Below are 24,116 nucleotides of genomic sequence, written 5' to 3'. Positions count from 1 at the left end.
TTTCCCCTTGCCCCAAATATCGCGGGGTCTGGGGCAGAGCCCCGGCCCCTCAGCTCCAGCCGACCTCGGACAGGAAGATATAGCCCGCGCCGTAGATCGTCTTGATCAGCCGCGGATTCCTGGGATCCTCGCCCAGCTTGGTGCGCAGCCGCGATATCCGCACGTCCATGGCGCGGTCGAAGCTGTCGCCGGCGGTGCCGCCCAGCGATTCCAGCATCTGGGTGCGGCTGATCAGCCGGCGCGGGCTATCGAGGAACATGCGCAGCATTTCCGCCTCGGCATGGCTCAGCGGCGTTTCCGCGCCATCGGGGGCGGTCAGCACATAGCGGTCGAAATCGGCGCTCCACCCGGCAAAGCTGGCGGTCTGGCCGTTGCGCGAGGTCTCGCGCGCGGGCTTGCGCAGCCGGGCGCGGATGCGGGCCACCACCTCGGCGGGGTCGAAGGGCTTGATGACGTAATCATCGGCGCCAAGCTCAAGCCCCGTCACCCGGTCCTGCACCTGCGCGCGCCCCGAGATGATGATGATCGCGGCGCCCGATTGCGTGGCCAGCCGGTGGACCAGCGCCAGCCCGTCGCGGTCCGGCAGGCCCAGATCGATCAGACAGGCGTCGGGGGCCATGCGGCGCAGCGCCGCCTCGAACTCGGTCGCGCGGCCGAAGCTGGCGGTGCGGAACCCCGCATCTTCGAGCGTGTCGGCCAGCAGGCGGCGGATGTCGGGCTCGTCGTCGAGGATGGCGATCAGCGGCGGGTCCTGGGTCATCTTCCGTCGGCCTCGGGCAGGGTGGCGAACAGCGCCGACAGCGCGGCGGCGTCGAAGGGCTTGGTCAGCACCGGCCGGGTCAGCCCCGCGCGGGCGGGGTCGTCGGGCGGGCGGGCGGTCATCAGCAGCAGCGGCGGGCCGATCCCGTCCAGATCGGCACCCGAGCCGTCGCCCAGCTGCAGGTCCGACAGCACCACCGACAGCCCCGGCAGGTCGCAGAGCGAGCGCGCCTCGGCCAGCGAGCCGGCCTCGATCACCTGATGGCCCATGCCGGTCAGCATCTCGCGCAGGGTTTCGCGGATCACATCGTCGTCGTCAACCAGCAGCACCAGCCTGGGCGCGACGCGCTGATAGGGCAGGCGCAGCCGCACCCGGCCGCCGCCGCCGGGGACGTTGTCCAGCCGCAGCGTGCCGCCGGCCAGCTTGGTCTGGTCATAGACCATCGACAGCCCCAGCCCCGACCCCTGCCCGGGCTTGGTGGTGAAGAAGGGCTCGGTCGCGCGCTTCAGCGCCTCGGGGGAAAACCCCGGGCCGCTGTCGGTGACGGTCAGTTCCAGCCAGCGCCCGCGCACCCTTGCGGCGACGCGGATCGTGGCCTCGGGGGCGTCCACCCCCGAGCCGGAGCCGGCGGCGGCGGTGGCGTGGCGGGCGTTCAGGATCAGGTTCAGGATCGAATCCTGCAGCGATCCGGGGTCCAGCAGCAGCGCCCCGTCGGGCAGGTCGATGTCCAGCACCAGCCGCTGCCCCCGCCCCAGCGAGGGCCGCGCCATCGTCGCGATCTGGTCCAGCAGCGCCGGCAGATTCACCGGCTGCGGCGACAGCCGCCGCGGCCCGGTGATGGTGGCGATGCGGTCCAGAAGCACCGCGCCGCGCCGGGCCGCCGCCAGCGTGCCCTGCACCGCCTCGGCGGCCTCGGGCGGCAGCGTCAGCCGCGCCAGCCGCCCTTGCAGCCCCAGGATGATGGTCAGCAGGTTGCCGAAATCATGCGCCAGCCCCGAGGTCATCTGCGCCGCCAGTTCGCGGCGCGCGGCATGGGTCAGCGCCTCGCGGGTGTTCACCTCGGCGGTGACGTCGGTGGACAGCACATAGACGCCCTGTCCCTTGCGGTCGGGGCTCAGCGCCACGCGGATGCGGCGGCCCGATTCGGTGTGGGTGATCTCGACGACCTGCGGCTCTCCGGCCAGGGCGCGCTCGACCGCGGGGGAAAGCCGCCGCCCGGTGTCGCCCAGCACCTCGGGCGAGGTCCTGCCCAGGATGTCGCTGGGCGCGCCGGGAAACACCTGCCCCAGCTGGTTGTTGGAAAACACATAGCGCCCGCTGCTGTCGAGCTGGGCGATATGGGCGGGGACCATGGCGGTGACCTGGCGGGTGCGGGCCTCGGCCTCGGTCAGCACGCGCTTGGCTTCCTCCAGCGCGGCGTTGGTGGCGGCCAGCGCGCGGTTGGCGGCCGACAGCCGCTCGGCGTGGCGCAGCAGCTGGTCGGACAGCTCTTCGGAACGGCTGCGCAGCAGCGCCTCGGTGCGCTTGATCTCGGTGATGTCGGTATAGACGGCGACCCAGCCGCCCTGCGCGAGCGGCGCCCCCTCGACCGAGATGGTGCGGCCGTCGGGGCGCAGGCGTTCCATGTAGTGCGGCTGGAAGGTGCGCGCCTGCTCGACGCGGATGCGGATCGCCTCGGCCGGGTCGTCGGGCTGGCCGTATTCGCCGCGCGCGACCAGATAGGCGATGGTGTCCTCGAACCGCGCGCCGGGGCGGGTCAGTTGGTCGGGCAGGTCGAACATCTGCTGATATGGGCGATTGCACAGCGCCAGGCGCAGCTCGGCGTCGAAGATGGAAATCGCCTGCTGGATCAGGTTCAGGCCCGATCGCATCAGCTCGTCATGGCTGTCGGTGCGTCTCATTGCCCGTGGGTATCATCTGTCGGACCCGGGAGAAACCGACCATTCGCCGCCAGTCCGGGCCGCGCCCCGAGCGCCAGACCGATGCAAAATGTCGCGGGCCGCAGGACCGGGCCTTTGCCCGGCGGGACCACGCGCTGCTGCGCCACGGTCGCGATACAGCGAACAGCCTGCAAGGGATTGATCTTCAAGGGTGGCGCGGGTCGCGGGATGGCGAATATTCCGGCGGCACGGCGGGGGTGGCATCCCCTGCCGGCACCTGTGGACAGCGCAAATACATGGCGGAAATCCCGCCCGTGAAGGTGCATTATTTCATATATCCGAAAATAAGAATGTAAGTTCCGGCATCTCTGATTTATGAAGTCCGTGGGGGACGCGGGGACGGTGAGGCGTTCCGTGTCGCTGTCGTGCCCCATCGTTCCAGTGACCGGAAAAAAGGAGATTCCGATGAAACCGATCCGCCTTGCTGCCCCGCTGCTGGCCCTGACCATCGCCGGCGCTGCCGCAGCCGAGACGCCGAACCGGCTGGTCACCATCCTGACAGCACCCGAGCCGCAGACCCAGCTGATGACCATGGTTCTGACCATGAACGCCATCGCCGCAGGTGCCGAGGCCGAGATGCTGCTGTGCGGCCCGGCCGGCGACATCGCGTTGAAAGAGGCGCCCGAGACGGCCACCGCCGGGCAGCCGCCGCAAGGCGCCAGCCCGCAAGGGCTGATGAAAAAGATGATGGAGGAATCCGGCCTGAAGGTTCAGGTCTGCGCCATCTATCTGCCGGGCAAGGGCGCCGATGCCTCGATCCTGATGGACGGTGTTACGGCCGCCGCCCCGGATGCGATGGGAGCAACCATCGTCGCGCCCGGCACCACGGTTCTCAGTTTCTGAGCCGATCCCGGTATTGCCCCGCCCCGTCCCTTTCGGGGCGGGGTATCTTTTCGGATCCGGTACCGCCCGGCACGCCCGGTGGATAGCCGGTAACAATTCGTAAGATTCCCGAAAAACTCGGGCAAGAATCCTTCGCCAGACATGCCCGTGGAATGCGGGTTGTGAGGGGCCCGCCCGGCATCGGCCCCCGGGGGCCGGGAAGGGGAGAGAGGATGAAGGCAGTCGCTGCGCCCCAGGCGGGCCTGCGGTCGATTCCCGCGCTTCTGGCGCGGAACGCCACGCAGATGGGCAACCGGCCCGCTTACCGCGAGAAAGAGTTCGGGATCTGGCAGAGCTGGACCTGGGCCCAGGCGCAGGACGAGATCCGGGCGCTGGCGCTGGGGTTCCTGGCGCTGGGGCTGAACCGCGGCGATCACGTCGCCATCGTCGGGCGCAACCGGCCGGCGCATTACTGGGCCATGGTCGCCGCGCAGATGTGCGGCGCGGTGCCGGTGCCGCTGTACCAGGACGCCGTGGCGACCGAGATGGCCTATGTGCTGCGCCATTCGCAGGCGCGCTTCGTGGTCTGCGGCGACCAGGAGCAGGTCGACAAGATCATCGAGGCCGAGGAAGGCGACGATACGGTCGAGCAGATCATCTACACCGACAAGCGCGGCATGCGGAAATACGACCATTCCCGCATGAACTGGCTGTCCGACGTGCAGGCCGAGGGCCGCGCCGCCCACCAGCGCTTCGAGGATGAGCTGGACGCCCGCATCGCGGAACTGGACTACGACAGCACCTGCGTGATGCTGTATACATCGGGGACCACCGGCAAGCCCAAGGGCGTGGTGCTGTCCAACCGCAACGTGATCGAGACCGCGCGCGCCTCGTCCGAGTTCGACCGGCTGCAGCCGACCGAGGAAGTGCTGGCCTATCTGCCGATGGCCTGGGTCGGGGACTTCATCTTTTCGGTCGGGCAGGCCTATTGGACCGGGTTCTGCGTGAACTGCCCCGAGGGCCCGCATACGATGATGACCGACCTGCGCGAGATCGGGCCGACCTATTTCTTTGCGCCCCCGCGGGTGTTCGAGGGCCAGCTGACCAGCGTCATGATCCGCATGGAGGACGCCGGCCGCCTCAAGAAATGGCTGTTCGACCATTACATGAAACTGGCCCGCCGCGTCGGCGTGGCGCTGACCGACGGCAAGCCGGTGGGCGCGCTGGACCGGCTGCGCTACGGGCTGGGCAACCTGCTGGTGTTCGGCCCGCTGAAGAACACGCTGGGCTATTCGCGCATCCGCGTCGGCTATACCGCCGGCGAGGCGATCGGGCCGGAGATCTTCGATTTCTACCGCTCGCTGGGGATCAACCTGAAGCAGCTTTACGGGCAGACCGAGGCGACGGTGTTCATCACCCAGCAGCCCGACGGCGAGGTCCGCGCCGACACCGTGGGCGTGCCCTCGCCCGGGGTTGAGGTCCGCATCGCCGAGAATGGCGAGGTGTTCTATCGCTCGCCCGGCACCTTCGTCGAATATTACCAGAACCCGGAATCCACCGCCTCGACCAAGGATGCCGAGGGCTGGGTGGCGACCGGCGACGCCGGGTTCTTCGAGGAAGCCAGCGGGCATCTGCGCATCATCGACCGCGCCAAGGACGTGGGCCGGATGGCCGACGGCTCGATGTTCGCGCCGAAATATGTGGAAAACAAACTCAAGTTCTATCCCAACATCCTCGAGGCCGTGGTGCTGGGCAACGGCCGCGACTACTGCACCGCCTTCATCAACATCGACCTGACCGCGGTCGGCAACTGGGCGGAACGCAACAACATCGCCTATGCCTCGTATCAGGAGCTGGCCGGGCATCCGCGGGTCTATGAAATGATCCGCAGCCATATCGAAGAGGTGAACGAATCCGTCGCGCAGGACCCGATGCTGTCGGGCTGCCAGATCCACCGCTTCCTGGTGCTGCACAAGGAACTGGACGCCGACGACGGCGAGATGACCCGCACCCGCAAGGTCAAGCGCGGCGTCATCGCCGAGAAGTTCGCCGACCTGATCGAGGGGCTCTACGACGGTTCGGACAGTGTCTATACCGAAACCGAGGTCACCTATGAGGACGGCCGCAAGGGCGTGCTGAAAGCCACCGTGCGGATCGAGGACGCCCGCACCCTTGCAACCCCCGCGCAAAGGATGGCCGCCGAATGATGCCCCAGACCCAACAGGCCGCCACTGCTGCCGAGCCCTACATCACCCCCGATGGTCGCAAGATCGGCGGTGTGCTGATGGACCTGCGCAACATCACCCTGCGCTTTGGCGGGGTGACGGCGATCAAGGACATCAGCTTCAACATCCGCGAGGGCGAGATCCGCGCCATCATCGGCCCGAACGGCGCCGGCAAGTCCTCGATGATGAACGTGATGTCCGGCTTCTACATCCCGCAAGAGGGCGAGGTCTGGTTCCGCGGCGAAAAGCGCCCGCAGATGCGCCCCTACAAGGTCGCGCGGCTGGGGCTGGCCCGCACCTTTCAGAACATCGCGCTGTTCGACGGCATGTCGGTGCTGGACAACATCATGACCGGGCGGCTGACGATGATGAAATCGTCGCTGCTGGAACAGGCGCTGTGGTGGGGACGGGCCGAGGCCGAGGAAAACCGCCACCGCGAGCAGGTCGAGAAGATCATCGACTTCCTTGAAATCCAGAACATCCGCAAGACTCCGGTCGGGCGGCTGCCCTACGGGCTGAAGAAGCGGGTCGAGCTGGCGCGGGCGCTGGCGGCGGAGCCCAAGCTGCTGATGCTGGACGAGCCGATGGCCGGCATGAACGTCGAGGAAAAAGAGGACATGAGCCGCTTCATCCTCGACGTGAACGACGAGTTCGGCACCACCATCGCCCTGATCGAACACGACATGGGCGTGGTGATGGACCTGTCGGACCGGGTGGTGGTGATGGATTACGGCCGCAAGATCGGCGACGGCACCCCCGACGAGGTTCGCAACAACCAGGAGGTGATCGACGCCTATCTGGGGGTGGCCCATGACTGATTTCGCCCCTGATCTCTTCGACCTTTCCGCCCGCAGCCCCGCGAAGGAGACGCGCTGATGGAACAGCTGCTTTACGCATCCGAGGTCGTGGTGAACGGCCTGATGACCGGGGTCATGTATGCGCTGGTCGCGCTGGGCTTCGTGCTGATCTACAAGGCGTCCGGGGTGTTCAACTATGCGCAGGGCGTGCTGGCGCTGTTCGCGGCGCTGACCCTGATCGGCATCCAGCAGGGGCAGGTGCCCTTTGCGCATCTGATCAGCGCGGTGACCGGGATGCATCTGGACAGCTTCGGCTGGACCGTGCCCTCGCTGCTGGCGATCCTGCTGACGGCGCTGGTAATGGTCGGGCTGGCGATCCTGATCGAGGCGCTGGTGCTCAAGCATCTGGTCGGGCAGGAACCGATCATCCTGTTCATGGCCACCATCGGCCTGGCCTATTTCCTGGAAGGGCTGGGCGACCTGATGTGGGGCGCCAGCGTCAAGTCGCTGGAAGTGGGGCTGCCGCAGGGGCTTTCGGAAACCGTCGAGACGATGACCGACAGCCTGTTCGGATACGGATTCTTCATCGACCGGCTGGACATCTGGGCGACGATCATCGCCGCGGTGCTGGTCGCCTCGCTGGTCGCCTTCAGCCAGTATACCAAGCAGGGCCGCGCCATGCGGGCGGTCGCCGACGACCACCAGGCGGCGCTGTCGGTCGGGATCTCGCTGCGCTTCATCTGGGTGATGGTGTGGTCGATCGCGGGCTTCGTCGCGCTGGTCGCGGGGATCATGTGGGGCACCAAGTCGGGGGTGCAGTTCAGCCTGTCGCTGATCGCGCTCAAGGCGCTGCCGGTGCTGATGCTGGGCGGCTTCACCTCGATCCCCGGCGCCATCGTCGGCGGGCTGATCATCGGCGTCGGCGAAAAGCTGTTCGAGTTCTACATCGGCCCCATGGTCGGCGGCGCGACCGAGAACTGGTTCGCCTATGTGCTGGCGCTGCTGTTCCTTGTCTTCCGCCCGCAGGGCCTGTTCGGCGAACGGATCATCGAGCGTGTCTGACGCCGCCGCCCGTTCCGATCTTCTGTCCAGAAATATCCTCGGGGGTCCGGGGGCAGACAGCCCCCGGCGCGACCGCCACGAAAGGACCGACTGATGCTTTACCGTGAAGCCGGCGACTTCAAGACCAGCTACCGGGACGACAGCCAGACCTTCCCGCTGAAGCTGGACAGGTGGGGCTATTACGCGGCGCTGGCCGTGGCGTTCCTGGTGATCCCGTTCGTGATCACCGACTACTGGGCCAACTCGGTGCTGGTGCCGTTCCTGATCTATGCGATCGCGGCGCTGGGGCTGAACATCCTGACCGGATACGCCGGGCAGGTCAGCCTGGGCAGCGGCGGCTTCATGGCGGTGGGCGCCTATGCCAGCTACAAGCTGGCCACCGCATTCCCGGAAATCTCGATCCTGATCCACGTGCTGCTGGCCGGCGGCATCACCGCGGTGGTGGGCGTGCTGTTCGGCCTGCCCAGCCTGCGCATCAAGGGCTTCTACCTGGCGGTGGCGACGCTGGCGGCGCAGTTCTTCCTGGTGTGGCTGTTCAACAAGGTGCCGTGGTTCTACAACTATTCGGCCTCGGGGCAGATCACCGTGCCGGAACGCAGCTTCCTGGGCTGGATCATCACCGGGCCGCAGACCTCGGCCAGCGCCAAATACCTGGTCTGCCTTGGCTTTGCGGTGCTGCTGGCCTGGGTGGCGCGCAACCTGACCCGCGGCACGGTGGGGCGCACCTGGATGGCGATCCGCGACATGGACATTGCGGCCGAGATCATCGGGGTGAACCCGCTGACCGCCAAGATGACCGCATTCGCCGTGTCCTCGTTCTTCATCGGGGTGGCCGGGGCGCTGCTGTTCTCGGTCTATCTGGGTGCGGCCGAGGCCAGCGAGACCTTTGGCATCAACAAGTCGTTCCTGGTGCTGTTCATGGTGATCATCGGCGGCCTGGGCTCGATCTTCGGGTCCTTCGCCGGGGCGGCGTTCCTGGTGCTGCTGCCGGTGTTTCTCAAGAACGTGCTGGTCGGCTCGCTGGGCTGGCCCACCGACCTTGCCGCCCATCTCGAGCTGATGATCGTGGGCGCGCTGATCGTCTTTTTCCTGATCGTCGAGCCGCACGGGCTGGCCCAGCTGTGGCGGGTGACCAAGGAAAAACTGCGGCTCTGGCCGTTCCCGCACTGATTTCAAGGCCGGGGCAGCCCGGCCAGATCCGACATATCCTGGGAGGAGAATGGAAATGAAGAAACGCTCTGTCCGGCTGTTCGCGGCGCTTGCCACCGCCACGGCGCTGGCCGCGCCCGCCGCGTGGGCCGATCTGGTGGTGCCCAATTTCAGCTACCGCACCGGCCCCTATGCCGCCAACGGCGCCCCCTATGCCGACGGGTTCAACGACTACTTCACCCTGCTGAACGAGCGCGACGGCGGCATCGGCGGCCAGAAGATCGTGGTCCCCGAGTGCGAGACCTCGTACAACACCGAAAAGGGCGTTGAGTGCTATGAATCGCTCAAGGGCCAGAACCCGGTGGTGATCGCGCCGGTATCGACCGGCATTGCCTATCAGCTGATCCCCAAGGTCTCGGCCGACAAGATCCCGATGTACACCCCCGGCTTCGGCCGCACCTCGGCCCAGGACGGGCGGGTGTTCGAGTGGGTGTTCAACGCCCCCACCAACTATTGGGACGGCGCCTCGATCGCCATCAAGTACCTGCTGGACGAACACGGCGGCGACCTGAACGGCAAGACCATCGCGCTGCTCTATCACAACTCGGCCTTCGGCAAGGAGCCGATCCGCACCCTGCAGGAGCTGTCCAAGAAGCACGGCTTCAAGCTGACGGAAATCCCGGTCGATCCCGGCTCGTCGCAGGAACAGAAGTCGCAGTGGCTGCAGATCCGTCGCGAAAAGCCCGATCACGTCATCCTGTACGGCTGGGGCGTGATGAACCCGGCGGCGATTCAGGAGGCCGCGAACGTCCGCTATCCGATGGAGCAGATGATCGGCATCTGGTGGTCGGGGGCCGAGGTCGACGTGACCGCCGCGGGCGCCGCCGCCAACGGCTACAAGGCCATGGCCTTCCACGGCGCCGGGCAGAACTATCCGATCTATGACGATCTCAAGGCCCATGTCTTCGACAAGGGGCTGGCCAGTCAGGGCGGGCCGCATATCGGCACCGTGCTGTATTCCCGCGGGATGCATTCGGCCATGGTGACCGCCGAGGCGATCCGCAAGGCGCAGGAACTGGCCGGGACCGACGCGGTGACCGCCGCGCAGGTGCGCGACGGGTTCGAGGCGCTGGACATCAGCGAAGAGCGGCTGGCCGAGCTGGGGCTGACCGACTTCAGCCCGGCGATCAAGACCAGCTGCGAGGACCACGGCGGCTCCGGCATGGCCCGGGTGCAGCAGTGGGATGCGAGCGCCAAGGCGTGGAACCCGATCACCGACTTCTACGAGCCGGACAACGAGGTGATCGACCCGCTGATCCGCGCCGATTCGGAAGCGTTCGCCAAGGAAAACAACATCACCCTGCGCTGCAACTGATGCGCGCAGCCCCCGGCGGTCCGCCGCCGGGGGATCCGAACCCCGGAGAACGCCATGCTGGACACCGCAACCGCCCCCCGGTCCCCCGCTTCCGGCCCCGCCGCAGGCGAGACCATCCTCGAGGTGAACAACATCGAGGTGATCTACAACCACGTGATCCTGGTGCTGAAGGGCGTCAGCCTGTCGGTGCCCAAGGGCGGCATCACCGCGCTGCTGGGCGGCAATGGCGCCGGCAAGACCACCACGCTGAAGGCGATCTCGAACCTGCTGGAATCCGAGCGCGGCGAGGTGACCAAGGGCTCGATCACCTATCGCGGCGACGATGTCACCGATCTGGACCCGGCGCGGCTGGTCAAGCGCGGTGTGATCCAGGTGATGGAGGGCCGCCACTGTTTCGAGCACCTGACCATCGAGGAAAACCTGCTGACCGGCGCCTATACCCGCACCGACGGGGCCGCCGCGGTCAAGCGCGACCTGGAAATGGTCTATGAGTATTTCCCGCGGCTGAAGGAACGCCGCAAGAGCCAGGCCGGCTATACCTCGGGCGGGGAACAGCAGATGTGCGCCATGGGCCGCGCGCTGATGAGCCGCCCGGAAACCATCCTGCTGGACGAGCCCTCGATGGGGCTGGCGCCGCAGCTGGTCGAGCAGATCTTCGAGATCGTCAAGGCGGTAAACGAGGGCGAGGGCGTGACCTTCCTGCTGGCCGAGCAAAACACCAACGTCGCCTTGCGCTATGCCCATTACGGCTACATCCTGGAAAGCGGCCGCGTCGTCATGGACGGCGAGGCCAAGGCGCTGCGCGAGAACCCCGACGTCAAGGAGTTCTATCTGGGCATGTCGGACGAGGGCCGCAAATCCTTCCGCGACGTGCGCAGCTATCGCCGCCGCAAGCGCTGGCTGGCCTGAGCCCGCCCGACCTCCACCCACCACGTGATCAGAGAGCAGACCCGTGACCTATTACGACGAGCTGGAAACCCGCAGCGCAGATGAGCGCGAAGACAGCCTTGCCCGTGATCTGGCGCGGGCGATCGCCAATGCCCAGACCGCGCCGGCGCTGGCCCGCGCGCTGCGCGACGTGGACCCGGCCGAGATCCGCAGCCGCGCGGACCTGGCGCGGCTGCCGCTGATCCGCAAGGCCGAGCTGTCCGAGGCGCAGAAGAAGAAGCCGCCGTTCGGGGGCTACACCACCCGCCACCCGCATGAGTTCAACCATATCTTCCAGTCCCCCGGCCCGATCTACGAGCCCGGCCGGGTCGAGGGCGACTGGTTCCGGCTGGGGCGGTTCGCCTTTGCCGCCGGGCTGGGCAGCAGCGACATCCTGCACAACTGCTTCGGCTATCACCTGACCCCGGCGGGGATGATGTTCGAAAGCGCCGCCCGCGCCGTCGGCGCCGCGGTGTTGCCGGCGGGCACCGGCCAGACCGAGCTGCAGGTCCGCGCCGCGGCCGACATCGGCACCACCGCCTATGCGGGGACGCCGGATTACCTCAAGGTGATCCTCGACCGCGCCGACGAGATGGGGGTCGAGCTGTCGCTGGCCCGGGCGCTGGTGTCGGGGGGTGCGCTGTTTCCGTCGCTGCGCAAGACCTACATGGATCGCGGCATCAAGACGCTGCAGTGCTATGCCACCGCCGACGTGGGGCTGATCGCCTATGAATCCCCGGCGATGGAGGGGATGATCGTGGACGAGGGCGTGATCGTCGAGATCGTGCGCCCCGGCACCGGCGACCCCGTGCCCGAGGGCGAGGTGGGCGAGGTCGTGGTCACCACCCTGAACCCCGATTACCCGCTGATCCGCTTTGCCACCGGCGACATGTCGGCGGTGCTGCCGGGCGAAAGCCCCTGCGGGCGCACCAACATGCGCATCAAGGGCTGGATGGGCCGCGCCGACCAGACCGCCAAGATCAAGGGGATGTTCGTGCGCCCCGAACAGGTCGCCCAGCTGGTCGCCCGCCACCCCGAGGTGTCACGCGCCCGTGTCGTCGCCGATCGTGCCGATGAAATGGACGTGATGCTTGTGCAACTTGAGACCACCGGCCAGAACCCCGCTGTATATGAGGCATCGGTGCTCGATGCACTCAAGCTCAAGGGCCGGGTCGAGCTGGTCGCGCCTGGGTCGCTGCCCAATGACGGGCTGGTGATCGAGGACCGCCGCCAATACGACTGAAACCGGCCCCGTTCAAAGAGGGGACGATATGGTCGGAAACAGGGTTGGTGCGGCGCTGGCCGTGCTGTTGGCGGGGATCGCGCCTATCGGCGCCGCGGCGCAGCAGGTGATCACGCCGGAAGGGGTCGTCTCGACGGTCGAGGACGAGGCGCTGTGGCAGCTGACGCTGAGCCGCGCCACCGCCGACGCCTATCGCAACTACCTGTCCAGTTTCCCCAACGGCGCCCATGCGGCCGAGGCCCGCGCCCGGCTGAACGTGGTGCTGGGAACGCTGCCCTCGGCCCAGCCCCCGGCGGCGGGCACCCCGGTGCAGCCGGCGCCGGTGCAGCCGCCCGCGCCGGTGACCTCGACGCCCTTGCAGCCCCTGGGCACCACCACGCCCGCGGCTCCGGCGACGCCCGCGGTTGCCGTGGCCCCGGCAGGCGCGGCGCAGGCCGAATCGGCGCTGGCGCTGTCGCTGGACGACCGCCGCGCCATCCAGTGGCGGCTGAACGAACTGGGCCACGACACCCGCGGCGCCGACGGGATCTTCGGCTCCGGCACGCGGCGGGCGATCGGGGCGTGGCAGACCAGCCGCGGCTTTGCCTCGACCGGCTATCTGAACGCGGCGCAGGCGCAGGAGCTGCGCAACTCGGCCCCCAGCGCGCCGCCGCCCGGGGTCAGCCCGACCACCACCCCGGCGGTGACCGGCAGCCCCGCCGCGACGGTCGAGCCGGGCACGGGCGAGACCGCGATGGAGCTGACGCCCACGCAGAAACGCATCATCCAGTCGCGGCTGACGCAGCTGGGCCATGACACGGGCGGCATCGACGGGCAGTTCGGGTCGGGCACGCGGCGCGCGATCAGCGCCTGGCAGCGGGCGAACGGCGCCCCGGCCACCGGCTTCCTGTCGCAGGCCGAGGCCACCACCCTGCTGAGCGGCGGCAGCCTGCCCGGCGCCCCCCCGCCCGAGACCACCGACGCGGCGGCGCGGGCCGAGAACATGCTGAACCTGACGCGCGAGGACCGCATCGCCGTCCAGCAGGCGCTGGTCGCCGCCGGCTATGACACCCGGGGCGTGGACGGCACCTTCGGCTCCGGCAGCCGCCGCGCGATCCGCGACTGGCAGGCGGCGCGGGGGATGGCCGCGACCGGCTATCTGACTGCCGAGCAGCTGCGCACCCTGCGCAGCCTGGGGGCGGGTACCGCTGCAGGCGGGACCACGGGCACGAGCACGACCGCGGGCACCACCACGGCAGGCGCCACCCAGGCCGACGAGGCGCGGCTGGCGCTGGGCGAGATCGCCCGGGCCGAGGTGCAGGCGCGGCTGTCGGCGCTGGGCTACGACCCCAAGGGGGTGGACGGCAAGTTCGGCTCGGGCGTGCGTGCGGCGATCTCGCGCTGGCAGGGCGACAACGGGCTGGCCGCGACCGGCTATCTGAATGCCGAGCAGCTGGCGAGGCTGCGGGCGCAGCGGGTGCGGTAGGGTGACAGGGGCCGGGTTCCGGCCCCATCCGCCTGGGTAATCCGCAGAAGCGGCCGAGGCCGGGCTAGCAAGCATCGGTGCGCAGACCCGCACAACCGTCCCGAGTGGGAAGCTGCCGCCCGGAAACAGATTGAACGCCGAGCAGCTGGGGCGGCTGCGGGTGCGGTAGGGTGACGGGGGGCCGGGATTTCGGCCCCATCCGCCGGGCCGATCCGCAGAAGCGGAGCCCATGGCATGGGCCTGGGAAGCGGCGCACAGCCCGCTCATCGGCAAACCGCCGCCCGGAAACGCAGAACGCCCGCGGTGCTGCCGCGGGCGTTCGTGTTTTCCGATCTTGTGCCGGGCGATCAGCCTTGGCGCGCCTTGAAGCGGCGGTTGGTCTTGTTGATCACGTAGATGCGGCCCTTGCGGCGCACCACTTGGCAGTCCCGGTGACGCTCTTTCAGCGAACGCAGCGAGTTGCGAACCTTCATCGGTCTCTTCCTCTTCGCGGCGCTCGCATCGCGCCTTGAAACTGAAATGCCCCCGGAAAAGCCCCGGGGGCGGCGAAAATGGTGGGCGGTACTGGGATCGAACCAGTGGCCACTACGATGTCAACGTAGTGCTCTACCGCTGAGCTAACCGCCCGTGCCATGTGATTCCCGGCCCGAGAGCAGTGGAATCGCGTTGGTCCGCGTGTCTATATAGGCGACGCCAACACCCCGCAAGTGCCCTTTTACGGCCCGCCGCAGGGGTTATACTCAGGGGCAATGCCGACGACAGGCGAGACCAGAATGACCCCGAACCACGACCCTGCCGGCCCCGAGCCGCTTTTCGATCTGGTGCGGCCGGACTGCTGGGCGGGCGGCGTGATCTTTGCCTCGCCCCATTCCGGGCGGGATTACCCCGAATGGTTCCTGTCCGAATCGGTGCTGGACCCGCATGTGCTGCGCTCGTCCGAGGATGCGTTCATCGACCGGCTGATCGCGCCGGCGGTGGCGGCCGGGGCGGTGACGCTGGCGGCCAGGGTGCCGCGCTGCATCGTCGACCTGAACCGCGGCGCTGACGAGCTGGACCCGGCGGTGGTGCAGGGCGCCGGCGCCACCTCGCCCGACCCGCGCATCCGCTCGGGGCTGGGGGTGATTCCCCGGGTCGTGGCGCAGGGCCGGGCGATCCGGCGCGGCAAGCTGACCTCGGCCGAGGCGGCGCGGCGGATCGACCGTTTCTGGCGCCCCTATCATGCCGTCTTGGGCGCGCTGATGGACGAGGCTGTCGCCCGCCACGGCCGCGCCATCCTGATCGACGTGCATTCCATGCCGCGCGAGGCGCTGTCCCATCTGCAGGGGCCGCGCCCCGACATCGTGCTGGGCGACCGCAACGGCGCCTCGGCCGCGCCCGCGGTCAGCGACGGCGTGCACCGGGCGCTGGCGGCGGCGGGGTTTTCGGTGCGGCGCAACTCTCCGTTCGCGGGGGCGCATGTCGCGGCGGCCTATGGCCGCCCGCAGCGCGCCCGCCATGTGGTGCAGATCGAGATCGACCGTTCGCTTTACATGGACGAGGCGACGATCCGGCCGCATTCGGGCTATGCGGGGCTGGCCGCGCGGCTGGCGCGGGTGTTCGCGGCGCTGGCACGGATGCGGGACGCGGGCGACGGGCTGCCGATGGCGGCGGAATAGGGGGATGGTGATGGAAGAATTTCTGACGCAGAACGCCGCGTTGATCGTGCTGGCGGTGGTGATCCTGCTGGCGATCACCTCGGCCGTGCGGATCGTCCCGCAGTCGGAAAAATACGTGGTCGAGCGATTCGGGCGGCTGCGCGCGGTGCTCGGCCCGGGAATCAACTTCACCGTGCCGTTCCTGGACCGGGTGGCGCACCGGATTTCGGTGCTGGAGCGGCAGCTGCCCACCAACCGGCAGGACGCGATCACTGCCGACAACGTGCTGGTGCAGGTGGAAACTAGCGTGTTCTATCGGATTCTGGAACCGGAAAAGACCGTCTACCGCATTCGCGACGTGGATGCGGCCATCGCCACCACCGTCGCCGGGATCGTGCGCGCCGAGATCGGGATGATGGAGCTGGACCAGGTGCAGTCCAACCGCGCCCAGCTGATCGAGCGGGTGCGCGAGGCGGTGGCCAATGTGGTGGACGACTGGGGCATCGAGGTGACGCGGGCCGAGATCCTCGACGTGAATCTGGACGATGCCACCCGGGCGGCGATGCTGCAGCAGCTGAACGCCGAGCGCGCCCGCCGCGCGCTGGTGACCGAGGCCGAGGGCAAGCGCCGCGCGGTGGAGCTGGCCGCCGACGGCGAGCTTTACGCCGCCGAGCAGCAGGCCAAGGCCCGCCGCATCCTTGCCGATGCCGAGGCCTATGCGACCAACGCCCTGTCCGAGGCGATCGCTCAGAACGGGCTTGAGGCCGCGCGCTATCAGGTGGCGATGAAGCAGGTCGAGGCGCTGACCGAGGTCGCGCAGGGGCAGGGCAAGCAGACGGTGATCCTGCCCGCGGCGGCGCTGGACGCGTTCGGCGACGTGGCGCGGCTGCTGGGCGGGGACCGGGTGAAGGGGGGCGGGGCGTGATCGGCTGGGAAAACGGCTGGCTGTGGATCATCGCCGCGCTGCTGCTGGCGCTGGTCGAGCTGATCCTGCCCGGCTATGTTTTCATGGGCATGGCCGGGGCGGTGGCGGTGATGGGGCTGCTGCTGCTGGCCGGGATCTGGACCGGCGGGCTGCCGATGGCGCTGGTGCTGACCGCGGTGCTGTCGGGGGTAATCTGGCTGGTGCTGTCCCGGCTGCGCGGGGTGGACCGCAGCGCCACCCGCATCTGGCGCGACGACATCAACGACAACCCGCGCGACAAGGGCGGCCCTAAGCCGTGAGCGACCCGGCCGCCGCATTGCGCTGGAACGGTGCCAAGCTGGTGCTGACTTGTGGCGACGCGCTGCTGGTCCTGCGCCGCGACGATATTCCCACCATCAACTGGCCGGGCTGCTGGGACCTGCCCGGCGGCAAGCGCGAGGGCGATGAATCGCCCGCCGACTGCGCGCTGCGGGAATTGTTCGAGGAAACCGGTCTGCGGCTGGACCCCGCGCGCCTGCGCGGCCGTGCGCGCGAGCTGCCGCACCGGCCGGGCCGCGCGGGCTGGTATTTCCACGCCGAGATCACTGCCGCCGAGGCCGGGGCTGCGGTGCTGGGCGATGAGGGTGCCGAGCTGCGGCTGATGGCGCTGGCCGAGTTCGTCGTCCACCCCAAGGCCGTCCCGCATTTCCGCGACGTGGTGCGGGAGCTGCTGGGGATGGCGGCGCCTTAGGCGATGCCGCGGGCCCGCGCTGCGGCGTCAAGGCCGCGGCGGGGTTTGGGCGGGCGCAAGCTCACGCGCGCGGCAGCCTGCCTCAGCCGATTTCCGACAGGATCGCCTGCGCGGCGGCGCGCGGGTCCGCGGCCTGCCAGATCGGGCGGCCGACGACGATGTGGTCGGCGCCGGCGGCGATGGCGGCGGCGGGGGTCTCGACCCGCTTCTGGTCGCCGAGCGCCGCGCCCGCGGGCCGCACCCCGGGGGTCACGATCAGCCCCGCGCCGGGCAGGGCGCGGATCGCCGCCGCCTCGCGCGGGCTGGCGATGACGCCGTCGGCGCCGGCCTCGAATGCGCGGGCGGCGCGCTCCACCGTCAACGCGTGCAGGTCGCCGTCGCGGATCAGCCCCGCATCCAGATCGGCGCGGTCGAGCGAGGTCAGGATGGTCACCGCCAGGATCTTCAGCCCCGACCCCGCCGCCCCCTGTTTCGCGGCGCGCACCACATGCGGGTCGCCGTGGACGGTCAGGAAATCGATGTCGTATCGGGCAAGGCCGCGCACCGCGGCCTCGATGGTGGCGCCGATGTCGAACAGCTTCATGTCCAGGAAGATGCGCTTGCCGTGGTCCTGTTTCAGCTCATTCGCCAAGGCCAGCCCGCCGCCGGTCAGCATCCCCAGCCCGATCTTGTAGAACGACACGCTGTCGCCCAGCGTGCGGGCCAGCTCCAGCCCCGCCAGCGCGTCCGGCACGTCCAGCGCCACGATCAAACGGTCGTCCATCGCCCTGTCCTTTCGGCAAAATCGGCGGTTTATCCCATGGAACCCGGCGGCTTGAAAGCCCGTTCCACGACGCACATGTGGGTGATGAGACCCGCGGGGGCCGTGCCATGACGGGCGGCGCAAGCGCGGGGGCTGTAAGGGAGAACTGCCGATGGACATGGAAAAGTTCACGGAGCGTTCGCGCGGGTTCCTGCAGGCGGCGCAGACCATCGCGATCCGCGAGGAAAACCAGCGCGTGGTGCCGGAACATCTGCTCAAGGCGCTGATGGATGACGACCAGGGGCTGGCGGCCAATCTGATCACCCGCGCCGGGGGCGATGCGCAGGCGGTGCGCCGCGCCGTGGACGAGGCGGTGGCCAGGCTGCCCAAGGTCTCGGGTGGGGACGGGCAGGTCTATGTGGACAGCTCGCTGGTCCGGGTGATGGACGAGGCGCAGAAGATCGCCAAGCAGGCCGGCGACAGTTTCGTCCCGGTCGAACGCGTGCTGATGGCGCTGGCGATGGTGAACACCCGCGCGCGCGATGCGCTGTCGGCGGGGCAGGTGACCACCCAGGCGCTGAACGCCGCCATCAACGACATCCGTAAGGGCCGCACCGCCGATTCGGCCAGCGCCGAGGACACGTTCGAGGCGCTGTCGAAATACGCCCGCGACCTGACCGCGGATGCCGAGCAGGGCAGGATCGACCCGATCATCGGCCGGGATGAGGAAATCCGCCGCACCATGCAGGTGCTGAGCCGCCGCACCAAGAACAACCCGGTGCTGATCGGCGAGCCCGGCGTCGGCAAGACCGCCATCGCCGAGGGGCTGGCGCTGCGCATCGTCAACGGCGACGTGCCGGAATCGCTGGCCAACAAGAAGCTGATGGCGCTGGACATGGGCGCGCTGATCGCCGGGGCGAAATATCGCGGCGAGTTCGAGGAACGGCTGAAATCCGTGCTGAAAGAGGTCGAGACCGCGGCCGGCGAGATCATCCTGTTCATCGACGAGCTGCATGTGCTGGTCGGCGCCGGCAAGACCGATGGCGCCATGGACGCGGCCAACCTGATCAAGCCGGCGCTGGCGCGGGGCGAGCTGCACTGCGTGGGCGCCACGACGCTGGACGAATACCGCAAGTATATCGAAAAGGACGCGGCGCTGGCGCGGCGGTTCCAGCCGGTGATGGTGCAGGAACCCACGGTCGAGGACACGATTTCCATCCTGCGCGGCATCAAGGAGAAATACGAGCTGCACCACGGTGTGCGCATTTCCGACGCCGCGCTGGTGGCGGCCGCGACGCTGAGCCACCGCTACATCACCGACCGCTTCCTGCCCGACAAGGCCATCGACCTTGTGGACGAGGCGGCCAGTCGGCTGCGGATGGAGGTGGACAGCAAGCCCGAGGAACTCGACGCGCTGGACCGCCAGATCCTGCAGATGCAGATCGAGGCCGAGGCGCTGAAGAAAGAGGATGATGCCGCCAGCCGCGACCGGCTGGAGCGGCTGGAAAAGCAGCTGTCCGACCTGCAGCAGCAGTCGGCGGAACTGACCGCCCGCTGGCAGGCCGAGCGTGACAAGCTGGAAGGTTCGCGCAACGTCAAGGAGCAGCTGGACCGCGCCCGCGCCGAGCTGGAACAGGCCAAGCGCGAGGGCAATCTCGCCCGCGCGGGGGAACTGTCCTACGGCATCATTCCCTCGCTCGAACGCCAGATCGCCGAGACCGAGGGCGAGGGCGACGGCCCGCTGGTCGAGGAAGCAGTACGCCCCGAGCAGATCGCCGAGGTGGTCGAGCGCTGGACCGGCATCCCCACCAGCAAGCTGATGGAGGGCGAGCGCGACAAGCTGCTGAAGATGGAAGAGGTGCTGGGCCAGCGCGTCATCGGCCAGTCCGAGGCGGTGACCGCCGTCGCCAACGCCGTGCGCCGCGCCCGCGCCGGGCTGAACGACCCGCGCCGGCCGCTGGGCAGCTTCCTGTTCCTGGGGCCGACGGGCGTCGGCAAGACCGAGCTGACCAAGGCCATCGCCGAGTACATGTTCGACGACGACAGCGCCATGGTCCGCATCGACATGAGCGAATTCATGGAGAAACACTCGGTCAGCCGGCTGATCGGCGCCCCCCCGGGCTATGTCGGCTATGACGAGGGCGGCGTGCTGACCGAGGCCATCCGGCGCCGCCCCTATCAGGTGATCCTGTTCGACGAGGTGGAAAAGGCGCACCCGGACGTGTTCAACGTGCTGCTGCAGGTGCTGGACGACGGGCAACTGACCGACGGGCAGGGCCGCACGGTCGATTTCAAGAACACGCTGATCATCCTGACCTCGAACCTTGGGGCGCAGGCGCTGTCCTCGCTGCCCGAAGGGGCCGATTCGGGACAGGCGCGCAGCGAGGTGATGGCGGCGGTGCGGGCGCATTTCCGCCCCGAGTTCCTGAACCGGCTGGACGAGATCATCATCTTCCACCGTCTGAGCCGCGACAACATGGACGCGATCGTGCGCATCCAGCTGGCCGATCTGGAAAAGCGGCTGGCGGATCGCAAGATCACGCTGGACCTGGACGAGGCGGCGCAGACCTGGCTGGCGGACGAGGGCTACGACCCGGTGTTCGGCGCCCGCCCGCTCAAGCGGGTGATCCAGCGCAGCCTGCAGAACCCGCTGGCCGAGATGCTGCTGGGCGGCGAGGTGCTGGACGGGCAGACCGTGCATGTCACCGCAGGCGAGGGCGGGCTGGTGGTCGGCAACCGCGTCGGCACCAATGCGCCGCTGGGCGCGGCGGGCGACAAGCCGGCAGGCGCGCCGCTGCATTGAGCGGGCCGGAAACAGCAAAGGCCGCGGGGTGCGCCCCCGCGGCCTTTTTCATCCGGCACGGTTGCTGTTCCTGACTGGCCGGATGTCGCTTGGCTGGACCAACACGCTGAACGGTATCATCTTCACCAAGAACCTGTTACTGGCAGCGCGTTCGTCATTCTGGCTGCCTTCCGCGCCGGTGCCTGGACGGTCGATGTCAAGCGCAAAGGGTGAATTCTCATCGCCTGGCTCCACCGGACGATTTTTTCTTTCCTGAGCATCACACTTTCTATAAGCAATAGGAATTTTTCCAATGACGCATGCGATGCACCGCGACCCTGCAGCAGATCATCAGTGCCGCATCGGCAACAGCACCGTCGAATTCGGTCGCTTTACTTACGGCAGCGAGCGTGCCTCCGTTATCCAGTGGGGAGAAGGCAGCGCCCTGCGTATCGGCAGCTTCTGTTCGCTAGCGGCGGATATCACATTCATACTCGGCGGCAATCATCGATCAGACTGGGCTACAACCTATCCCTTCGGTCATATCCATATCGAACATCTCGGAGGACGCGAAATCAAAGGCCACCCCGCCACCAATGGTGATATCGTCATCGGCCATGATGTATGGATAGCGACCGGCGCCACCATCATGTCGGGCATCACGGTGGGCGATGGCGCGATCATAGCGGCAAATGCTCACGTGGTGAAAAACATTGGGCCTTACGAAATATGGGGAGGAAACCCCGCCCAGAAGATCCGGGACCGTTTCACACGGCCCGTCACGGAGAGGCTGCTTGCTCTGCAATGGTGGGCACTCCCGCAGGAACACATCCGCCGCATAGCACCAACTCTGTCGCAAGCACCGACGGTTGAGCTTCTGGATGCTCTCATCGCCGAATATGCAGCAGTGCCCCGCGATAAGCCCCCGTTGGAAATTACGCCAGAGGGCCGAAAGCGCCCCTTCTGGAAACGCCTTTTCCGCTTCCGGCGGAGCTAGGCAGAATATTCCGTTCAATCCCTGCCGTTTCCAACAAGCCACGTATAAGAGGGCGGCGCGCGCACCGCTGACACGATGCGCCCGACCGTTGTATTGCCCTCGTGTTCCGGCTTGCGGGGAATTAACGCCCGCGCCTAGTTCAGCGCGTTGTCGACGATGCCGGCGACCAGATCCTGCACCTCGGGCAGGTCCTCGGCCGCATAGTCGCGATGCCCGACGACGATCTTGCCGGGCGCGTCCGCCAGCTCATAGACGAAGATGCCATAGGGGCAGGACTGGATGTTGTGAGGATCGCGCTCCATCACCTTGCGCGACACCACGGCCGAGCAGAAGCTGAAGACGTCGGCCTCGGTATAGATGTCCTTTTCGCCGCCCACGTCCGCTTTCGTGCGGTTCAGCATCGCGCCGACATGGCTGGTGTTGTCGATCACCAGCCCGGCGTTGATGATCGCATCCTCGACCGCGCCGGCGATGTCGGCGAAATCGCCCTCGGTTTCATACAGGACGGGGCCTTGGGCCAGGCTCGCCGTCGCGCTGAGCATCAGCAGGGCGGCGGCGGTGCGGAACATGGACATCGGGCACTCCTTCAAGCAATCGTGTGGCAACTTTCATCGCAGGGTCGTCCCCTTTGCGCCATGATGTCAACAAACCCCGGATGGAGGGCGCGATGCGCCGCGATGCTTCCAGACTGACCTGGGCGGATGTGACGCCCGAGCCCCTGTTCCTGAACCGGCGGGCCTTCATCGCCGGGGCGGCGGCGCTGGCGGCCGGTCCCGCGCTGGGTGCATCGGGATTTTCCACCGACGAGGCCCCGAACAGCTTCCACGAGATCACCAACTACAACAATTTCTACGAATTCGGCTTCGGCAAGACCGACCCGGCGCGTTACGCAGGCGGGCTGACCACCGACCCCTGGTCGGTCGAGATCGGCGGGCTGGTCGACCGCCCCGGCAATTACTCCGTCGCCGATCTGGCCCCCGACAATGCCGTCGAAGAACGCATCTACCGTCTGCGCTGCGTCGAGGCCTGGAGCATGGTGATCCCTTGGCTGGGCGTGCCGCTGGCGCAGGTGCTGGAGCGGGTCGGCGTCCAGCCCGGCGCGAAATTCGTCGAGTTCGAAACCCTGCTGCGCCCCGAGGAAATGCCCGCGCAGCGCGGCCGCTCGCTGGACTGGCCCTATCGCGAGGGGCTGCGGCTGGACGAGGCAATGCACCCGCTGACCATCCTGGCCACCGGGCTTTACGGCAAGCCGCTGCCGAACCAGAACGGCGCCCCGATCCGGTTGGTGGTGCCGTGGAAATACGGGTTCAAGTCGATCAAGAGCATCGTGCGCATCACCCTGACCGACACCCAGCCGGTCAGCACCTGGCAGGCGATGCAGCCCGGCGAATACGGGTTCTATGCCAATGTGAACCCCAAGGTGGATCACCCGCGCTGGAGCCAGGCGACCGAGCGGCGCATCGGCGCCGGGCTGCTGGGCGGGCGCCAGGACACGCTGATGTTCAACGGCTACGGCGAACAGGTGGCCTCGCTTTACGCCGGCATGGATCTGGCGCGCGACTACTGATGCAGCTGCGCCGCCTGCCGACCGGGGTGGTCTGGGCGCTGGGGGCGCTGCCGCTGGCGCTGCTGGTCTGGGACACCCTGGCGGGCGTGCTGGGCATCGACCCGGTGCGCGACATCGAGCACCGGCTGGGGCGGACCGCAGTGTATTTCCTGGTCGCCTCGCTGTGCGTGACGCCGCTGCTGCGGCTGGCCCGGGTCAATCTGATGAAGTTCCGCCGCCCGCTGGGGCTGCTGGCGGCCAGCTATGCCGGGCTGCACCTGCTGGCCTGGGTGGTGCTGGACATGGGGCTGCGCTGGGAACAGGCGCTCAAGGACATCGCCCGCCGTCCCTATCTGACCATCGGCATGGCGGCGCTGGCGATTCTGCTGATTCTGGCCGCCACCTCGTCTAACGCGGCGATTCGGCGGCTGGGCGCGCACCGCTGGGGGGCGATTCACCGGCTGGTCTATCTGGCCGCGCCACTGGCGCTGTTCCACTGGCTGCTGGCGCACAAGATCTGGCCGGCAAAACCGCTGCTGATTCTGGGGGCGGTGGCGATTCTGCTGGCGCTGCGGCTGATCTGGGCGCTGTCGCGGCGGATGCGGGTTGCGACTTAATTGAGCTATTTCAATATGTTGTCAGAAACTTTCTGCGAATGCGAAGATTTCTTGAAGATTCTGCTTGCGCCCCGCAGCACCGCGGCCTAGATACCGCTTCACCGAACGGCGGGGACGCGGAACGGGACTGGGGCCGGGAGGTTCTGGTGGATCTGATCGGCGGGTTGCGCGAGTGGCCTTGACGAGTTGGGTTCGAGACATTATCTGGGATGGCCTGGCTGTTGTTCGCCAAGTAAGATTGGCGGCTGCGGTTGGTTTGTTCTCTCTGCTGTTTGACATTGCTAGATATCTGAAGGGATATGCGGGCGGTTTGGTCATTCGACCGAAGCAGCTTGTATATCGGCTCTCTAGGGGTGACCCGATGATGAGAGTGTCAGC

Annotated in this window: 22 protein-coding genes and 1 tRNA gene; 17 read left to right on the top strand and 6 right to left on the bottom strand. The window is 67.8% G+C overall.

Annotated features, from left to right (window positions below):
• Positions 1-49 precede the first annotated feature (49 nt).
• Entirely contained in the window at positions 50-760 is a 711-nt protein-coding gene (locus BUB57_RS07885; protein ID WP_073064909.1) for a response regulator transcription factor, read from the bottom strand.
• A complete protein-coding gene (locus BUB57_RS07880; protein WP_073064906.1) occupies positions 757-2,661 on the bottom strand; it encodes a hybrid sensor histidine kinase/response regulator in 1,905 nt (634 codons plus the stop codon). The genes BUB57_RS07885 and BUB57_RS07880 overlap by 4 nt, the downstream gene beginning before the upstream one ends.
• A gap of 444 nt (positions 2,662-3,105) precedes the next feature.
• On the opposite strand from BUB57_RS07880, the gene BUB57_RS07875 reads away from it, so the two are divergent.
• The 9 genes from BUB57_RS07875 (at position 3,106) to BUB57_RS07835 (ending at position 13,765) form a co-directional block, all read left to right on the top strand.
• Positions 3,106-3,543 carry a DsrE family protein gene (locus BUB57_RS07875; protein ID WP_073064903.1) on the top strand — a complete coding sequence of 146 codons (438 nt, stop codon included), beginning with the start codon at positions 3,106-3,108 and terminating at the stop codon, positions 3,541-3,543.
• A 212-nt stretch (positions 3,544-3,755) separates the two neighbouring features.
• Positions 3,756-5,729 carry an AMP-binding protein gene (locus tag BUB57_RS07870; protein WP_073064899.1) on the top strand — a complete coding sequence of 658 codons (1,974 nt, stop codon included), beginning with the start codon at positions 3,756-3,758 and terminating at the stop codon, positions 5,727-5,729.
• Positions 5,729-6,565 carry an ABC transporter ATP-binding protein gene (locus BUB57_RS07865; protein WP_073065539.1) on the top strand — a complete coding sequence of 279 codons (837 nt, stop codon included), beginning with the start codon at positions 5,729-5,731 and terminating at the stop codon, positions 6,563-6,565. Before BUB57_RS07870 ends, BUB57_RS07865 begins: the two co-directional genes overlap by 1 nt.
• A 57-nt stretch (positions 6,566-6,622) precedes the next feature.
• On the top strand, positions 6,623-7,606 hold the full coding sequence (locus BUB57_RS07860) for a branched-chain amino acid ABC transporter permease (protein ID WP_143159663.1): 984 nt from the start codon (positions 6,623-6,625) through the stop codon (positions 7,604-7,606).
• Positions 7,607-7,699: 93 nt separating this feature from the next.
• Complete coding sequence (locus tag BUB57_RS07855) at positions 7,700-8,776, top strand: branched-chain amino acid ABC transporter permease (protein ID WP_073064893.1); 1,077 nt, start codon at positions 7,700-7,702, stop codon at positions 8,774-8,776.
• Between the two features lie 55 nt (positions 8,777-8,831).
• Positions 8,832-10,130 carry an ABC transporter substrate-binding protein gene (locus BUB57_RS07850; protein ID WP_407670337.1) on the top strand — a complete coding sequence of 433 codons (1,299 nt, stop codon included), beginning with the start codon at positions 8,832-8,834 and terminating at the stop codon, positions 10,128-10,130.
• A gap of 54 nt (positions 10,131-10,184) precedes the next feature.
• A complete protein-coding gene (locus BUB57_RS07845; protein WP_073064887.1) occupies positions 10,185-11,039 on the top strand; it encodes an ABC transporter ATP-binding protein in 855 nt (284 codons plus the stop codon).
• A 43-nt stretch (positions 11,040-11,082) separates the two neighbouring features.
• Complete coding sequence (locus tag BUB57_RS07840) at positions 11,083-12,300, top strand: phenylacetate--CoA ligase family protein (protein ID WP_073064884.1); 1,218 nt, start codon at positions 11,083-11,085, stop codon at positions 12,298-12,300.
• Between the two features lie 28 nt (positions 12,301-12,328).
• Positions 12,329-13,765, top strand: a complete 1,437-nt coding sequence (locus BUB57_RS07835; RefSeq protein ID WP_073064881.1) for a peptidoglycan-binding domain-containing protein — start codon at positions 12,329-12,331, stop codon at positions 13,763-13,765.
• 347 nt (positions 13,766-14,112) lie between these two features.
• On the opposite strand, the gene ykgO is transcribed toward BUB57_RS07835, so the two are convergent.
• Together ykgO and BUB57_RS07825 are read right to left on the bottom strand one after the other, a co-directional pair.
• A complete protein-coding gene (gene ykgO / locus BUB57_RS07830; protein WP_036720860.1) occupies positions 14,113-14,238 on the bottom strand; it encodes a type B 50S ribosomal protein L36 in 126 nt (41 codons plus the stop codon).
• 79 nt (positions 14,239-14,317) lie between these two features.
• Positions 14,318-14,392, bottom strand: a tRNA-Val gene (locus BUB57_RS07825).
• 146 nt (positions 14,393-14,538) lie between these two features.
• Here BUB57_RS07825 and BUB57_RS07820 point away from each other — a divergent pair.
• Genes BUB57_RS07820 through BUB57_RS07805 form a run of 4 tightly spaced genes read left to right on the top strand, consistent with a single transcriptional unit; the run spans position 14,539 to position 17,054 of the window.
• Positions 14,539-15,420, top strand: coding sequence for an N-formylglutamate amidohydrolase (locus BUB57_RS07820; protein ID WP_073064878.1), 882 nt, complete (start codon positions 14,539-14,541; stop codon positions 15,418-15,420).
• A gap of 10 nt (positions 15,421-15,430) precedes the next feature.
• Positions 15,431-16,324 carry an SPFH domain-containing protein gene (locus tag BUB57_RS07815; protein WP_407670336.1) on the top strand — a complete coding sequence of 298 codons (894 nt, stop codon included), beginning with the start codon at positions 15,431-15,433 and terminating at the stop codon, positions 16,322-16,324.
• Entirely contained in the window at positions 16,321-16,623 is a 303-nt protein-coding gene (locus BUB57_RS07810) for a hypothetical protein (protein ID WP_234952020.1), read from the top strand. The genes BUB57_RS07815 and BUB57_RS07810 overlap by 4 nt, the downstream gene beginning before the upstream one ends.
• Entirely contained in the window at positions 16,620-17,054 is a 435-nt protein-coding gene (locus BUB57_RS07805; protein WP_234952019.1) for an NUDIX domain-containing protein, read from the top strand. The genes BUB57_RS07810 and BUB57_RS07805 overlap by 4 nt, the downstream gene beginning before the upstream one ends.
• Positions 17,055-17,136: 82 nt before the next feature.
• Here the strand turns inward: BUB57_RS07805 and pyrF are convergent, their stop codons facing one another.
• The gene (pyrF, locus tag BUB57_RS07800; protein WP_073064870.1) at positions 17,137-17,817 is read right to left on the bottom strand and encodes an orotidine-5'-phosphate decarboxylase; all 681 of its coding nucleotides are present in this window, start codon (positions 17,815-17,817) and stop codon (positions 17,137-17,139) included.
• A gap of 151 nt (positions 17,818-17,968) precedes the next feature.
• Between pyrF and clpB the strand changes: the two genes are divergently transcribed.
• Entirely contained in the window at positions 17,969-20,599 is a 2,631-nt protein-coding gene (clpB, locus tag BUB57_RS07795; protein ID WP_073064868.1) for an ATP-dependent chaperone ClpB, read from the top strand.
• A gap of 292 nt (positions 20,600-20,891) precedes the next feature.
• Positions 20,892-21,575 (top strand): CatB-related O-acetyltransferase, encoded by a 684-nt coding sequence (locus tag BUB57_RS07790; RefSeq protein WP_073064866.1) that lies wholly within the window; start codon positions 20,892-20,894, stop codon positions 21,573-21,575.
• A gap of 134 nt (positions 21,576-21,709) precedes the next feature.
• Here BUB57_RS07790 and BUB57_RS07785 read toward each other — a convergent pair whose 3' ends face one another.
• Positions 21,710-22,150, bottom strand: a complete 441-nt coding sequence (locus BUB57_RS07785; protein ID WP_073064863.1) for a hypothetical protein — start codon at positions 22,148-22,150, stop codon at positions 21,710-21,712.
• 92 nt (positions 22,151-22,242) lie between these two features.
• Here BUB57_RS07785 and msrP point away from each other — a divergent pair, with 92 nt between their 5' ends.
• On the top strand, positions 22,243-23,142 hold the full coding sequence (gene msrP, locus BUB57_RS07780) for a protein-methionine-sulfoxide reductase catalytic subunit MsrP (protein WP_073065529.1): 900 nt from the start codon (positions 22,243-22,245) through the stop codon (positions 23,140-23,142).
• Positions 23,142-23,738: a protein-methionine-sulfoxide reductase heme-binding subunit MsrQ gene (locus BUB57_RS07775; protein ID WP_073064858.1), complete on the top strand. Its 597-nt coding sequence runs from the start codon at positions 23,142-23,144 to the stop codon at positions 23,736-23,738. The genes msrP and BUB57_RS07775 overlap by 1 nt, the downstream gene beginning before the upstream one ends.
• Positions 23,739-24,116 lie beyond the last annotated feature (378 nt).

Source organism: Paracoccus solventivorans, from assembly GCF_900142875.1.
GTDB lineage: Bacteria > Pseudomonadota > Alphaproteobacteria > Rhodobacterales > Rhodobacteraceae > Paracoccus > Paracoccus solventivorans.
Note: the sequence above shows the minus strand (reverse complement) of the source record. Positions and strands in the feature narration are given on the sequence as shown.